Here is a 12,750-nt window from a genome sequence, read left to right as displayed (position 1 = left end):
CCTTCGGGCTGACTAGAGTAGCGTAACAGAGCGGCCCCCGGAGCGATCCGGGGGCTGTTTTGCTTGGGACGAGGCCACACCCCAAGACCGTCACCTCCAATGCCGTCACCCTCGGGCTCGACCCGAGGGCCGGGTGTCGGGCCGCCTTGCGTCAGAGGCGGCGCACAGCCCGATCCGCGTCCGATCCTCGGGTCAAGCCCGAGGATGACGGGGGACGGGGAGAGGGTGGGGCACGCTTCTTTCGCCGGGCGAGCGAGCGGTCTTGCCTGCAACCGGAAAGCCGGGTTTACGTTCGGGAACGGACGTTAATCTTTCGGTAACCACATGCGACGCGCCATTCGACTGGGTCTTTTCATCGGCACCGTGATCGGCATGAGCGCCTGTGCGACCCAGTACGATGCGAACGGGCGGCCCGTTTCGGGGGCTTACGGTTCGGTGGAGGCGGGTCGGACGGGCTGAGGCGCGAAGGAAAACGTGGCGCTGGCCGCCTTCCTGCCCTAATATGGCGCTGCGGACGCCGAATGTTGCGCCGCGTTGGTCTCCAAAACCCCTAGATGTTACTCATCGCTATTGCCGTCGTTCTGCTCCTGGTGGTGCTCAACGGCTTGTTCGCCATGACCGAATTGGCGGTCGTTTCGTCCCGCAGGTCAAAACTCCAGGCGCGGGCGGAAAGGGGAGATCGGGGAGCCCGGGCGGCGCTGAAGCTGTCGGAGGAACCGACGCAGTTCCTGTCGGCCGTGCAAGTCGGCATCACCCTGATCGGCATTCTGGCGGGCGCCTATGGTCAGGCGACGATCGCGGGCGAGCTTGACCGGATACTGGAACTCGCCTTCCCGGCGCTGGCCGCCTATACCGAATTCTTCGCCACCGCCGTGGTGGTCGTGTGCATCACCTATGTCTCGCTGATCATCGGCGAACTGGTGCCCAAGCGCCTGGCGCTGATTTTCCCCGAAACGGTGGCCTCCAAGATGGCCGGACCGATCTCCAGCCTGGCGGTTGTGCTGAAGCCGTTCGTTCTGCTGCTGACGGCCTCGACCTCGGGCATATTGAAGCTGCTGGGCGTCAAGGACCGCGACGGGTCGGACGTCACCCAGGAAGAGGTCGCCACCATCCTGGCCGAAGGCACCTCGGCCGGCCTGATCGAGCCGGAAGAGCAGGAGATGATCGAGGAGATCATGCGCCTGGGCGACCGTCCGGTGCGGGTGGCCATGACGCCGCGCCACGAAGTGTTCTGGATCGCCCTGGACGACCCTGAAGAAGTGGTCCGCGAGGAAATCCGCACCTGCCCCTATTCGCGCATCGTGGTGGCGCGCGAGAACGACGTCGATAACCCCCTGGGCCTGGTTCACAAGAAGGACCTGCTGGACGCCCTGTTGACCACGGGCAAGATCGACGTGGAGCCGCTGGTCGCCGAGCCCGCCTTCATCCCGCAGTCGACCTCGGTGTTGAAGGCGTTGGAGATCCTGAAGGGGTCGCGGGTCCACATGGCCTTCATCGTCGACGAATACGGCGCCTTCGAAGGCGTGGTGACCGCCACCGACATCCTGGAGATGATCGCCGGCGACTTCGACGAGGGGCATGACGAGGAGCAGGCCTGGATCCACCAGCGCGCCGACGGCAGCTGGCTGGTGGACGGCCAGACGGACCTGGACGACCTGGCCGACACCCTGGGCGAGGATTTCGGCGAGCACGAAGGCTTCCACACCGTCGCGGGCCTGATCCTGCATCAGATCTCGCGCGTGCCGGACGAGGGCGAGGTTCTGCAGGTCGGGCGATTCGAGGTCGAGGTCGTGGACATGGACGACCGTCGCATCGACAAGCTGATCTTCAAGGAACTGATCAAGGCCGAGGACGAGCGCGACGCCGTGGCGGCCCATCTGGAAGACTAACGGCCGCATTGGCGGGGATAGCGTCACATCGCCCTTGAAATGGCGGGCGGTGTGGGGCATACGCCCCCCTCTGGCGAACGCGCGGGCCGGACGGTTCGCGCGATTGTCTAGGAGTTTAGCTCAGCTGGTAGAGCACCGGTCTCCAAAACCGGGGGTCGTGGGTTCGAGTCCCCCAACTCCTGCCAATCCCCCCTGTCGCTTCCGGATGGGACTTCCCATCTGGGGCGACAGGAACAATTGTGTGAAGAGCAACTGATGGCCAAGGCCAAAACTCCCGGCAAGCGGCCGCAAGGCAATGCAAAGCCCCAGGTCGCTGCGGCCGCCGCCGCCATCACGGTCGATTCGCCCGAGCCCAAGAAGCCCCGCACCAGCCCTGGTCAGTTCATCAGCCAGGTCCGCGCCGAGGGCCGCAAGATCGTGTGGCCCAGCCGCAAGGAGACCTGGATCACCTCGGTGATGGTCTTCATCATGGTGCTGATCGCCTCGATCTTCTTCTGGATCGTGGACACCGGCCTGGGCTACGCCTTCCGCTACATCATCGCTCTCGGATCCTGAGAAAGACGCGCCCATGACCGATGCAGCGCCCGCAAAGCCCGCCAATCCGCGCCACAAGTGGTACATCGTCAACGCCTATTCGAACTTCGAAAAGAAGGTCGCCGAGCAGTTGCGCGATCAGGCCAAGCAGCAGGGCCTGGAAGACGCCTTCTCCGAAATCCTGGTGCCGACCGAGGACGTCGTCGAGATCCGTCGCGGCCGCAAGGTGAACTCGGAACGCAAATTCTTCCCCGGCTATGTGCTGGTGAAGATGGAGATGACGGACCAGGCCTATCACCTGGTCAAGAACACGCCGAAGGTCACCGGCTTCCTGGGCGCGGCGGGCGGCACCAAGCCCCTGCCGGTCTCAGAACGCGAGGTCCAGAACATCATCGGCGCCGTGGAAGAGGGCGTCGAGCGTCCCAAGCCCACGATCCGCTTCGACATCGGCGAGAAGGTCAAGGTCATCGACGGCCCGTTCGCCAGCTTCGACGGCTCGGTGGAGAGCGTGGACGAGGAACACGCCCGCCTGCGCGTCGCCGTGTCGATCTTCGGCCGCGCCACGCCGGTCGAACTGGAATACGCCCAGGTGGAGAAGGTCGCGGGCTGAGGCTCACGCATCTGTCGAGATTTAAGCCGCGTCTGAAAGGGCGCGGCTTTTTCGTTTCTGCGGAGAGGGCGGGGCGGTGCGTTGCCTTTCCCGCGCCCCTCTGATACACGCGCGCCTTCGCTCGGCGGGCCTTGGTTCGTGGAGCGGCAAATCCGTGGGAGGCAGCCATGCCGCACCACGGCTCACCGGTCCCGGATCAAGTCCGGGATCATTCATAGGAGAGACCAATGGCCAAGAAGATTCTCGGCTATATCAAGCTGCAAGTGCCGGCCGGTTCGGCCACGCCTTCGCCCCCGATCGGCCCGGCTCTGGGTCAGCGCGGCGTGAACATCATGGGCTTCTGCAAGGAGTTCAACGCGCGCACCGAGAAGGAAGCCAAGGGCACCCCGCTTCCGACCGTCATCACCGTCTATCAAGACAAGTCGTTCACCTTCATCACCAAGACCCCCCCGGCGACCTGGTACCTGAAGCAGGCCACCGGCCTGAAGTCGGGCTCCAAGCTGGTCGGCCGTGAAGTCGCCGGCAAGATCACCGTGGCCCAGCTGCGCGAGATCGCCGAGAAGAAGATGAAGGATCTGAACGCGAACGACCTGGACGCCGCGACGAAGATCATCGAAGGCTCCGCCCGCGCGATGGGCCTGGACGTGGTGGAGGGCTAATCCATGGCTAAGCAAACCAAGGCTCAAAAGGCCCGCACCGGCGTCACCCAAGACCTGCTGCCCTTCTCCGACGCCATCAAGCTGGCCAAGGAGAACGCCAAGTCGAAGTTCGACGAATCCCTGGAAATCGCCGTCAATCTGGGCGTCGATCCGCGTCACGCCGACCAACAGGTCCGTGGCGTGGTGAACCTGCCGTCGGGCACGGGCCGTGACGTTCGCGTCGCCGTCTTCGCCAAGGACGCCAAGGCCGCCGAAGCCACCGCAGCCGGGGCCGAACACGTCGGCGCCGAAGATCTGTACGAAAAGATCGCCGGCGGCTTCATGGAGTTCGACCGCGTGATCGCGTCGCCGGACATGATGGCCCTGGTCGGTCGTCTGGGTAAGGTGCTGGGCCCGCGCGGCCTGATGCCGAACCCCAAGGTCGGCACCGTGACCCCGAACGTGGCCCAGGCCGTCAAGGACGCCAAGGGCGGCGCCGTTGAGTTCCGCGTCGAGAAGGCGGGCATCGTCCACGCCGGCATCGGCAAGGTGTCCTTCACCCAGGACGCCCTGGAAGCCAACGTCAAGGCCATCGTGGACGCTCTGGTCCGCGCCAAGCCGTCGGGCGCCAAGGGCACCTATGTGAAGCGCATCAGCCTGTCCTCGACGATGGGCCCGGGCTTTAAGGTCGACCCGGCCTCGCTGGGCGCCTGATAGGCTCAAGCCGCGGCCCCGCGCGTCACGCAAGGCCGAAAGGATGGAGGCCCCGGAGAGCGATCTCCGGGGCCTTTTCCATGGTCAGTAGGCGGCGGTGAAGCGGGCGCGGCTGTGGCGATGCTGCTCAAGCTCGTCGACCATGGCGATGGCGTAGTCGGCGAAGCTGATCCTGCTGTCGCCGTTTGCGTCCACGACCAGCTGGTCGCCGCCGGCGCGATAGGCGCCGGTGCGGGGGCCTTCCTCGATTACGGCGGCGGGAGAGAAGAAGGTCCAGTCGATCTCCTTCTCGTGGCGCAGGTCGTCCAGGAAGTCGATGCCGCCCTTGGCGATGGGCTTCCATTCCGCCGGGAACTCGGGCGTGTCGAACAGCAGGACGCCGGGCGCGACCTGCAGGCTGGCGGCGCCGCCGGTGACCAGCAGGCGCGGAACGTCGGCGGTCTTTAGCGCGCCGAGCAGCGTCGAGGCGGGAACGTCGAAGTGAAGGGCGCTGATGACGGCGTCCGACCCCTTGATCAGAGCGGCCAGGGCGGTCGGATCGGAGGCGTCGCCGGCGACGGGGGTGACGCCGGACGCGGCGGGAATGGCGTCGGGCTTGCGGGCGATCGCCGTGACCGAATGGCCGCGAGAGGCCAGTTCCCTGGTGATTTCCGATCCGGCGCGACCGCTGGCGCCGAGGACTGCGACTTTCATGGAAGGCTCCTTTAGGTTTCCAATGGATACCAGGTGCGGTATGGAGGGCGATCATGCAAGACGGCACCTTTCCCTCACCTGGTCACCTGGACGAAACCTGGATGCGCGGCGACGTGTTCGCCGCCGACTGCCCGACCCGGCAACTGCTGGACCGGATCGCCGACAAATGGAGCACCCTGGTCCTGATCGTTCTGGGGCAGGGGCCCATCCGGTTCAATGCGTTGAAGCAGCGGGTGGACGGGGTGTCGCAGAAGATGCTGAGCCAGACGCTGAAGTCGCTGGAGCGGGACGGGCTGGTGTCACGCTCGGTCGTGGCCAGCGTGCCGGTGTCGGTGACCTATGCGGTGACGCCGCTGGGGATGACGCTGATGGCCGCCATGCAGTCGATGATCGACTGGGCCGAGACCCGGATGCCCGACGTGGCGGCGGCCCAGGAGGACTATGACCGGCGATCCGCCGAGACCCACTGAAAGGCGGCTCCGTTTTTTTATCGCGGCGGGCGAACGGCCACGCTGCGCCTGCGTTTCTGTCGCGACCTTGAAGGGGGCGACATGTTCGGTTTCGGAAAATCCACGAGTGGTGCGGCGACGGGCGGTCATGATCCGTGGAAGGGGCGTCTGGCGTTTGCGGCCATCGTCCTGGTCTCGGCCTATTTCGCCGTGCAGCTGGTGGTCTCGCTGAAGACCCTGTGGCTGCTGATCTTCGGCGCCATTGTCGTGGCGGTGATCCTGCGGGCTCTGGCCGATCCGCTGGTGCGGTTTCTGAAGCTGCCCGATCCGCTGGCGGTCTTCCTGTCCATGCTGATCGTCATCGGCGTCCTGGCGGGCGTCCTGGCCCTGTTCGGCGCACAGATTTCCGAACAGGTGACCACCTTGGCGGCCATCATCCCGGTGGGCTGGGCCCAGGTGCAGACCTGGATCGAAGCCCAGCCCTATGCCGCCCAGGTGTTTGAGCAGCTTCAGAATCTGGGCAGCCGGGCGGGCGAGGCGCTGCAGTTCGCGCAGAAGTTCGCCATCGGCATGGCGGGCGGCGTGACGACCATGGTCCTGGTCGTGGTGGCGGGCGTCTTCCTGGCCATTGAGCCGGCCAAGTCGCGCGAAGGCCTGTTGTCGGTCTTTCCACTGGACCGCCGCGACCGTCTGCGCCAGGTGCTGAACAGTTGCGGCAAGGCGCTGAAGGGCTGGCTCAAGGCGCAGCTGTTCTCGATGGTTCTGGTCGGCACCCTGACCGGGATCGGCCTGGCCATCATCGGCGTACCGTCGGCCCTGGGTCTGGGGCTGCTGACGGGGCTGGCGCAGTTCGTGCCCATCGTCGGACCGATCGTCTCGACCATCCCTTCAGTGCTGGTGGGCGCGACGCAGGGCTGGCACACGGCGGTTCTGGCCGTGGTGGTGCACATCGTCATCTCGCAGCTGGAGAGCAACTTCATCACGCCGCTGGTGCAGAAGAATGTGGCCAATCTGCCGGTCGTTCTGGGCATCTTCGCCGTGGTCGGGATCGGCACCCTGTTCGGTCCGCTGGGGGTGCTGTTCGCCACGCCCCTGGCCCTGGTGCTGCATACGATCGTGACCATGCTGTATCGCCAGGACGTGCTGGGCGACCCCGACGCCAAGGCGCCGGGGGAGAAATAATCCGGTCGTCCGTGCGCTGACAACTTGACGCAGCCGACGCGATCCCGTTTCGAGAGCGCGCCGAACGGCCGCCGTCGTCTAGGAGCAAGGACGTGACCCCGAAAGACCGATCCAATCCGCGCGGCGGCAAGGCCTGATCTTGGCGCGCTCCGGCTCCAAACGCACGGCACGGTCCGAGACCCGTCAGGTGGCGGCCTTGCCCTGGCGGCTGGAGAACGGCCAGCGGCGCATCCTGATGATCACCTCGCGCGAGACCCGCCGCTGGGTCATACCCAAGGGCGGGCGGATGGTCGGCAAGACCGATCCCGAAGCCGCCGCCCAGGAGGCGATGGAGGAGGCGGGGGTCAAGGGCGACATCGACAGCCAGTCCATCGGCGTCTTCCGCTACGCCAAGGGGACGAAGGACGGCGGGGTGCGCCAATGCGTGGTGTCGGTCTATCCGCTGGAAGTCCTGATCCAGATGGGCGCCTGGCCCGAGGCGCATCAGCGTGAACGCCGATGGATGAGCCTGAACGAGGCCGCGGGCCTGGTGCAGGAGCCGGACCTGGCCGCCCTGATCCGCGACTTCGACGCCACGCCGCTGGACGATTAGACAACCGCCGGTCGATTTCGGCTGGTCAGCCCGGATGTGCGCCCGCGATAAGAGGGGCGGGAGGCTGTCATGACTATTCCAAGAAATCTCGCCCTGGGGCTGGCATGTGGCCTGGTTGCGGCTGCGGCTGCGGCGGACGTCCAGGCTCAGGCGCGATCGCAGACTGAGACCGTCGTCGTCACGCGCGTCGAGCCGGCGCCATACGATGCGGCCGTAGCGCGTCGCAGCGACCTGGCGCGCGAACTGATCGGCCTGTCCGTCGGCCCGAACTTCGCCAAGGAGTTCGAGCGCGCCATGGTCACACAGATGAACAGCATCGGCGACAAGGCGGGAGAGGAATCGGCCTGGGTTCGCGCCAACATGCCGCCGATGATGTCCCGCATGCTCGCGCGCGTGATGGAGGAAATGGTCCCGGTCTATGCGACCATATACACCGAGGAAGAACTTGGCGCTCAGATCGACTTCTACCGCACGCCGGCGGGTCGTGCGGTTGCGGCCAAGACGCTGTCATTGGGCGTGGCGTTGCAGGAAGCGCAGGATAGCGTGCTGACAAGCTTTATGGCCGAGTTCGAAAGCAAATACTGCGCCAGGTTCGACTGCGGGGAAGACACGGAGACGGCCGCCAAGTCCAGGCGTTGATGCCTAGCCGTCCAGTTCAGGATAGCGGCGGAAGATGCCGTTCTCGTTGAAGGGGATGCGGCGGTCGCTGGCCAGATAGGCGGCGATCCTGGGCAGGGCGGCGACGCGGTCACGGACGGCGACCACCTTGGGCGTCGTCGCCAAAACGCGGCCCGCCGCCTTCGGGAAGGCGTAGGTCAGACCCTCGACCACCTGGAACAGCGACAGGTCGACATAGGTCAAGCGGTCGCCGACCATCCAGTCGGCGCCGTGGGGGTTGCGGGTCAGCACCGTTTCGGCCCAGGTCAGGAACTTGCCTATGCGCGCCGTGCGAAAGCCCCGGGCGCGGCGAGCGGCCTCGGGCTTCTGGTCGTCGTAATAGGCCATGAGCTCGACGGGGTGGTGGGTGTCGTGCGCCTCGACCACCAGGTCGGCGAAGGTCAGCTGGATCTGGTTCAGCCAGGCCCGGTCGCTGTCGCCGTCTGGGCTGAGGCCCAGTTGCGGGCCGAGCCAGGCCAGGATGGCAGCGACTTGGCCGATGGTGCGTCCGCCCAGGCGAACGAAGGGCGGGGCGAAGGAGGGTGTGGCGGCGTCCTTCATCAGGGCCGTCATGGCCGCCCCGTCGTCCTGGCGCGAGACGTCGACATAGTCGGCGCCGACGGCCTCGAACGCCAGACGCACAAATTCGCCGCGGCCCTGAATGGTCGGCCAGTAATAGAGTTCATAGGCCATGCGATCCGCGCCTTGATTTCCTGTCGGTGTCGCTGTAAGAGCGCCGCTTCCCGTCGGAGGTTCATCTTCCGGCGGTCCTGTCCGAGAACTTCGGGGCGTGGGGGTCACCCAGGCCATAACCGTCAGAGAGCCCTCTGACGCCGTGGGGAGATGGGGACGCGACCTTGCCGCGTATCGGCCCGCAATCCGGGACGGACGCCGTCGGACGCATCCTTCGGACAATACGACCGGCCCGAACGTTTCGCAGCGATGCGATGCGCTTTGGCCAATCCGTCGTCGGGAATAAGCCCGGCGGCGAATACCAAGACTGGAGACCGCAATGGATCGCGCTCAAAAAGCCGAGTCTATCGAAACGCTGAAGGGCGTGTTCGCCGAGGCCGGCAGCGTGGTCGTGACCCACAACCTGGGTCTGACCGTTGCGGAAATGGAAGACCTGCGTGGTCGCCTTCGCAAAGAAGGCGGCGCGTTCAAGGTGGTCAAGAACCGCCTGGCGCTGAAGGCGCTCGAAGCCGAAGAAGGCAGCGACTACCACGGCCTGTTCAAGGGCCCGGTGGGCATCGCCTATTCCGAGAACCCCGGTACGGCCGCCAAGGTCGTCACCGAGTTCGCCAAGGCCAACGATCGCTTCAAGATCGTGGGCGGCTTCATGGGCGAAACCGTCGTCGATCAGAAGGGTGTCGAGGCGCTCTCGAAGCTCCCGACGCTGGACGAAGTTCGCGGTCAACTCATCGGCCTGCTCAACGCGCCTGCGACCCGTATCGCCGGCGTGCTGCAAGCACCCGCCGGTCAGCTGGCCCGCGTGTTCAACGCCTACGCCACCAAGGAAGCCGCGTAAGCGGCCCCGCCTTTCATCTCTGCATCACTCTCTAAACCTCATCCTCCGAAGGAAAACTGACAATGGCCGACCTCGCCAAGATCGTCGAAGACCTGTCCGCGCTTACCGTTCTGGAAGCCGCTGAACTCTCCAAGCTGCTGGAAGAAAAGTGGGGCGTCAGCGCCGCTGCTCCGGTCGCCATGGCTGCTCCGGCCGCCGGCGGCGGCGCTCCGGCTGAAGCCGCCGAAGAGCAAACCGAATTCACCGTCGTCCTGGTCGACGGCGGCGACAAGAAGATCAACGTGATCAAGGAAGTCCGCGGCGTCCGTTCGGACCTGGGTCTGAAGGAAGCCAAGGACCTGGTCGAAGGCGCTCCGCAGAACGTCGTCGAAAACGTCTCCAAGCAAGTCGCCGACGAAGTCGCCAAGAAGCTGACGGAAGCCGGCGCCAAGGTCCAGATCAAGTAATCTGGGTCTCAGCTCTGCTGATATCGGAAAGGCCCGGCGGGAAACCGCCGGGTCTTTTTGTTTGGCCTACCGCGCGGAGCGCTGCTTGAGGCCGGTTGGGTGGCTGATCGGTTTGCGGTGGAGCGAGGGGCCGCCGTCGCTTCATCTCAGTTCTGCGGTCGGGAACGGGCGGCGAAGAAGGCCCACAGGGCGTCGTTGTCGGCGACCCAGCTGTGACCGCCGCCTGTGGTGATGCGGCCCACCACGTCCGCGCCGTCGCGGCAGGCGGCGTAACCCTCCTCATAGATTCTGTCGGCGATCCAGCGGGTGTCGCGCGCCTGGGTGCAGCCGTTCAACTGGGCCCAGCGCTGTTCGGCGGCGTGCATGGTGTAGCTCCAATAGCCCGCGCCGCCGCCCTGGATCGGATTGGTCGTATCCGCGTCGCCGGCGAAGGCGATGATCGGCATGGGGCGCGAGGGGCGGCAGGTGGCGGGATCGGGTTCCTCGGGGCGGTCCTTCCTCGGATTGCCGGCGCGCAGGCCCACGACGGGGGCGATGGCGGCGAACCTGTCGGCGGCGACGCACCCCAGCCAGGACGCCATCCGTCCGCCGCCCGACAGGCCGGTGGCGTAGACGCGGCTGTCGTCGATGCAGCCCTGGGCTGCCAGATAGCGGATGGCGGTCGTCAGATAGGCCACGTCGTCGGCGTCGCCGGGTCCGGGCACGGCGCCGGTGATGGTCGGCACGCCGGGGATGTTCCAGACGAAGCCACGCTCGACCGGAATGCCGGCGTCGGGCGCGGCGACGATGAAGCCGTGCCGATCCGCCGCCTCGGCCAGCCGGGACGAGGCCAGCATGGCGGCGCCCGTGCCGCCGCTGCCGTGCAGCAGGAAGACCAGCGGCGCGGGACGGGCGGGGTCGAAACCGGCGGGGATGTGCAGCAGCAGGGTCCGGCCCGACCCGCCTATGGCCACGGCCTGGGTCTGGCCCGGCTGGCCCAGGCCGCACGGGGCGGCCGCCTGGGCCGTCTGTCCGAACAGGCAAATGCCGGCGAGGCCCGCGATCAGGCCGATCAGACGTTTCATCGGGTTTCGCCTCCGGTGACTACAGCACGCAGGTTGGGACGTTTCGCGCGCGCAGGCCAGCCTTGAGGCGGGCGCGACGCCTTCCCATCTGTGGACGCCCCAAGAGACGGAACCTGTTTCATGAAAATCCTGCTGGTGCTGACGTCGCACGATCACCTCGGCGACACTGGCAAGAAGACCGGCTTCTGGCTGGAAGAACTGGCCGCGCCCTATTATGCGCTGAAGGATGCGGGGGCCGAGATCGTGCTGGCCTCGCCCAATGGCGGGCAGCCGCCGCTGGACCCCAAGAGCGACGACGCGGACGCCCAGACCGAGGACACGCGCCGTTTCAAGGCCGACGCCGAGGCGCAGGCCGCCCTGGCCGCGACCGTCGTCCTGTCGTCGGTGAAGGCCGAGGATTTCGACGCTGTCTTCTATCCGGGCGGTCACGGGCCGCTGTGGGACCTGGCCAATGATGCGGACTCCATCGCCCTGATCGAGGCTTTCGCCAGGGCGGACAAGCCGACCGGCTTCGTCTGCCACGCGCCGGGCGTGCTGAAGTCGGTGAAAGGGCCGGACGGCAAGCCGCTGGTCGAAGGCCGCAAGGTGACGGGCTTCACCAACTCCGAAGAGGAGGCCGTGGGCCTGACCGACGTGGTGCCGTTCCTGGTCGAGAATGTGCTGATCGCCAATGGCGGCGACTATTCCAAGGGGCCGGACTGGGGTTCGTATGTCCTGACCGACGGCAAGCTGGTGACCGGCCAGAACCCTGGGTCGTCGCGCGCGGCGGCCGAGGCGCTGATGGGGTTGTTGAAGGGGTGATCGACGGAATTTCCTCCCCGCACTGCGGGGAGGGGGCCGTGAAGCGGTGCTCATTCCGGGGCGTCTGCATGACGATCCCGGAGCCGAAGGGCGGCGCGTAGCAGCCAACCCGCAGGTTTGCTATCCGGCCGATGACGTCCAGCAGCGCCGTCTAAAACCCTGGGTTCCGGGTTCTCAGCTTCGCTCCGCCCCGGAACGATGATCGAAGATTTCGGCCGGCTGAACGTTGATCGATCCTAGTCGTCCAGCAGGGCCTGCAGCAGCGGATGGGCCAGGACCGGCGCGGCCAGGCGAACCACGGCCAGGGGGTCTTCCAGGCGCACGGCGGCGGTGGCGTCGGCGACGATGAAGTCGGCATGGGTGCGCGACGGTTCGGTCAGGCGCTCGTGCCCCGGCCGCACGGTCGCCAGATATTGCGCCACGACCGAATCCGCTGACCGGCCTCGCTCGGCCTGATCGCGCAGCAGGCGGCGGATGAAGCGGATGTCGGCGGGGGTGTCCACGAACACCCGGATGTCGAACAGGGCGGTCAGGTCGGGGGTGCACAGGACATGGGTGCCCTCCACGATCACCACCTGGGACGCCGGGATCGGCTCGCCGCCCGGTTCGCGTCCATGGTGGATGAAGGAATAGACCGGCGCCGTCACCGCGCGGCCAGCCTTCAGCGCCTTCAGATCGGCGATCATCAGGTCGTGATCGCGCGCCGACACGTCGTCGAAGTCGAAGGTCGCCGCGTCGAAGCCGGGCAGGGAGGCGGCGTCCTTGTAATAGCTGTCCTCGCGCACCAGCACGGCGGCGCCGTCCGGCAAGGCGGAAACCAGCGCCTCCGCCAGAGTGCTCTTGCCCGAGCCGGAGCCGCCCGTGATCGCGATCAATATGGTCATGGGGCGCCTTCTAGAGCGGTCGCGCCGCCAGCGCCACGGGGGACGATCCGTCGCGCCGGGGCTGACGTC

General features: G+C 66.5%; 17 protein-coding genes and 1 tRNA gene. 14 read left to right on the top strand and 4 right to left on the bottom strand.

What is annotated here, in order from left to right:
- The first annotated feature begins 324 nt into the window (after window positions 1-324).
- From RTU05_RS06030 to rplA, 7 genes are all read left to right on the top strand, one after another.
- Entirely contained in the window at window positions 325-459 is a 135-nt protein-coding gene (locus tag RTU05_RS06030) for a hypothetical protein (RefSeq protein WP_312596559.1), read from the top strand.
- Between the two features lie 95 nt (window positions 460-554).
- Window positions 555-1,889 (top strand): hemolysin family protein, encoded by a 1,335-nt coding sequence (locus RTU05_RS06025; protein WP_312596558.1) that lies wholly within the window; start codon window positions 555-557, stop codon window positions 1,887-1,889.
- A gap of 109 nt (window positions 1,890-1,998) precedes the next feature.
- Window positions 1,999-2,074, top strand: a tRNA-Trp gene (locus RTU05_RS06020).
- Between the two features lie 70 nt (window positions 2,075-2,144).
- Entirely contained in the window at window positions 2,145-2,444 is a 300-nt protein-coding gene (secE, locus tag RTU05_RS06015; protein WP_292021161.1) for a preprotein translocase subunit SecE, read from the top strand.
- 13 nt (window positions 2,445-2,457) lie between these two features.
- A complete protein-coding gene (gene nusG / locus RTU05_RS06010; protein WP_017506694.1) occupies window positions 2,458-3,033 on the top strand; it encodes a transcription termination/antitermination protein NusG in 576 nt (191 codons plus the stop codon).
- Window positions 3,034-3,260: 227 nt separating this feature from the next.
- Entirely contained in the window at window positions 3,261-3,692 is a 432-nt protein-coding gene (gene rplK, locus RTU05_RS06005) for a 50S ribosomal protein L11 (RefSeq protein ID WP_291540278.1), read from the top strand.
- A gap of 3 nt (window positions 3,693-3,695) precedes the next feature.
- Window positions 3,696-4,385, top strand: a complete 690-nt coding sequence (gene rplA, locus RTU05_RS06000) for a 50S ribosomal protein L1 (RefSeq protein ID WP_312596554.1) — start codon at window positions 3,696-3,698, stop codon at window positions 4,383-4,385.
- Between the two features lie 84 nt (window positions 4,386-4,469).
- Here rplA and RTU05_RS05995 read toward each other — a convergent pair whose 3' ends face one another.
- Window positions 4,470-5,078: an NAD(P)-dependent oxidoreductase gene (locus tag RTU05_RS05995; protein ID WP_312596553.1), complete on the bottom strand. Its 609-nt coding sequence runs from the start codon at window positions 5,076-5,078 to the stop codon at window positions 4,470-4,472.
- 53 nt (window positions 5,079-5,131) lie between these two features.
- On the opposite strand from RTU05_RS05995, the gene RTU05_RS05990 reads away from it, so the two are divergent.
- From RTU05_RS05990 to RTU05_RS05975, 4 genes are all read left to right on the top strand, one after another.
- A complete protein-coding gene (locus tag RTU05_RS05990; RefSeq protein WP_312596552.1) occupies window positions 5,132-5,548 on the top strand; it encodes a helix-turn-helix domain-containing protein in 417 nt (138 codons plus the stop codon).
- A gap of 81 nt (window positions 5,549-5,629) precedes the next feature.
- On the top strand, window positions 5,630-6,709 hold the full coding sequence (locus RTU05_RS05985; protein ID WP_312596551.1) for an AI-2E family transporter: 1,080 nt from the start codon (window positions 5,630-5,632) through the stop codon (window positions 6,707-6,709).
- A 139-nt stretch (window positions 6,710-6,848) separates the two neighbouring features.
- Window positions 6,849-7,301 (top strand): NUDIX hydrolase, encoded by a 453-nt coding sequence (locus RTU05_RS05980; protein WP_312596549.1) that lies wholly within the window; start codon window positions 6,849-6,851, stop codon window positions 7,299-7,301.
- A gap of 69 nt (window positions 7,302-7,370) precedes the next feature.
- Complete coding sequence (locus RTU05_RS05975; protein WP_312596547.1) at window positions 7,371-7,940, top strand: DUF2059 domain-containing protein; 570 nt, start codon at window positions 7,371-7,373, stop codon at window positions 7,938-7,940.
- A 3-nt stretch (window positions 7,941-7,943) separates the two neighbouring features.
- On the opposite strand, the gene RTU05_RS05970 is transcribed toward RTU05_RS05975, so the two are convergent.
- Window positions 7,944-8,651: a glutathione S-transferase gene (locus RTU05_RS05970; protein ID WP_312596546.1), complete on the bottom strand. Its 708-nt coding sequence runs from the start codon at window positions 8,649-8,651 to the stop codon at window positions 7,944-7,946.
- A gap of 319 nt (window positions 8,652-8,970) precedes the next feature.
- On the opposite strand from RTU05_RS05970, the gene rplJ reads away from it, so the two are divergent.
- Window positions 8,971-9,486 carry a 50S ribosomal protein L10 gene (rplJ, locus tag RTU05_RS05965; RefSeq protein WP_312596545.1) on the top strand — a complete coding sequence of 172 codons (516 nt, stop codon included), beginning with the start codon at window positions 8,971-8,973 and terminating at the stop codon, window positions 9,484-9,486.
- Between the two features lie 62 nt (window positions 9,487-9,548).
- Window positions 9,549-9,932: a 50S ribosomal protein L7/L12 gene (gene rplL / locus RTU05_RS05960; protein WP_312596543.1), complete on the top strand. Its 384-nt coding sequence runs from the start codon at window positions 9,549-9,551 to the stop codon at window positions 9,930-9,932.
- Window positions 9,933-10,078: 146 nt separating this feature from the next.
- Here the strand turns inward: rplL and RTU05_RS05955 are convergent, their stop codons facing one another.
- On the bottom strand, window positions 10,079-10,996 hold the full coding sequence (locus tag RTU05_RS05955; RefSeq protein ID WP_312596541.1) for a PHB depolymerase family esterase: 918 nt from the start codon (window positions 10,994-10,996) through the stop codon (window positions 10,079-10,081).
- Between the two features lie 120 nt (window positions 10,997-11,116).
- Here RTU05_RS05955 and RTU05_RS05950 point away from each other — a divergent pair, with 120 nt between their 5' ends.
- Window positions 11,117-11,797 carry a type 1 glutamine amidotransferase domain-containing protein gene (locus RTU05_RS05950; RefSeq protein ID WP_312596539.1) on the top strand — a complete coding sequence of 227 codons (681 nt, stop codon included), beginning with the start codon at window positions 11,117-11,119 and terminating at the stop codon, window positions 11,795-11,797.
- 236 nt (window positions 11,798-12,033) lie between these two features.
- On the opposite strand, the gene udk is transcribed toward RTU05_RS05950, so the two are convergent.
- Entirely contained in the window at window positions 12,034-12,681 is a 648-nt protein-coding gene (udk, locus tag RTU05_RS05945) for a uridine kinase (protein WP_312596537.1), read from the bottom strand.
- Window positions 12,682-12,750 lie beyond the last annotated feature (69 nt).

The organism is Brevundimonas sp. (assembly GCF_032017145.1).
GTDB lineage: Bacteria > Pseudomonadota > Alphaproteobacteria > Caulobacterales > Caulobacteraceae > Brevundimonas.
Note: the sequence above shows the minus strand (reverse complement) of the source record. Positions and strands in the feature narration are given on the sequence as shown.

Coding starts and splice junctions, on each gene's coding strand:
- RTU05_RS06030 (WP_312596559.1), top strand. CDS start 325: ATGCGACGCGCCATTCGACTGGGTCTTTTCATCGGCACCGTGATCGGC.
- RTU05_RS06025 (WP_312596558.1), top strand. CDS start 555: ATGTTACTCATCGCTATTGCCGTCGTTCTGCTCCTGGTGGTGCTCAAC.
- secE (WP_292021161.1), top strand. CDS start 2,145: ATGGCCAAGGCCAAAACTCCCGGCAAGCGGCCGCAAGGCAATGCAAAG.
- nusG (WP_017506694.1), top strand. CDS start 2,458: ATGACCGATGCAGCGCCCGCAAAGCCCGCCAATCCGCGCCACAAGTGG.
- rplK (WP_291540278.1), top strand. CDS start 3,261: ATGGCCAAGAAGATTCTCGGCTATATCAAGCTGCAAGTGCCGGCCGGT.
- rplA (WP_312596554.1), top strand. CDS start 3,696: ATGGCTAAGCAAACCAAGGCTCAAAAGGCCCGCACCGGCGTCACCCAA.
- RTU05_RS05995 (WP_312596553.1), bottom strand. CDS start 5,078: ATGAAAGTCGCAGTCCTCGGCGCCAGCGGTCGCGCCGGATCGGAAATC.
- RTU05_RS05990 (WP_312596552.1), top strand. CDS start 5,132: ATGCAAGACGGCACCTTTCCCTCACCTGGTCACCTGGACGAAACCTGG.
- RTU05_RS05985 (WP_312596551.1), top strand. CDS start 5,630: ATGTTCGGTTTCGGAAAATCCACGAGTGGTGCGGCGACGGGCGGTCAT.
- RTU05_RS05975 (WP_312596547.1), top strand. CDS start 7,371: ATGACTATTCCAAGAAATCTCGCCCTGGGGCTGGCATGTGGCCTGGTT.
- RTU05_RS05970 (WP_312596546.1), bottom strand. CDS start 8,651: ATGGCCTATGAACTCTATTACTGGCCGACCATTCAGGGCCGCGGCGAA.
- rplJ (WP_312596545.1), top strand. CDS start 8,971: ATGGATCGCGCTCAAAAAGCCGAGTCTATCGAAACGCTGAAGGGCGTG.
- rplL (WP_312596543.1), top strand. CDS start 9,549: ATGGCCGACCTCGCCAAGATCGTCGAAGACCTGTCCGCGCTTACCGTT.
- RTU05_RS05955 (WP_312596541.1), bottom strand. CDS start 10,996: ATGAAACGTCTGATCGGCCTGATCGCGGGCCTCGCCGGCATTTGCCTG.
- RTU05_RS05950 (WP_312596539.1), top strand. CDS start 11,117: ATGAAAATCCTGCTGGTGCTGACGTCGCACGATCACCTCGGCGACACT.
- udk (WP_312596537.1), bottom strand. CDS start 12,681: ATGACCATATTGATCGCGATCACGGGCGGCTCCGGCTCGGGCAAGAGC.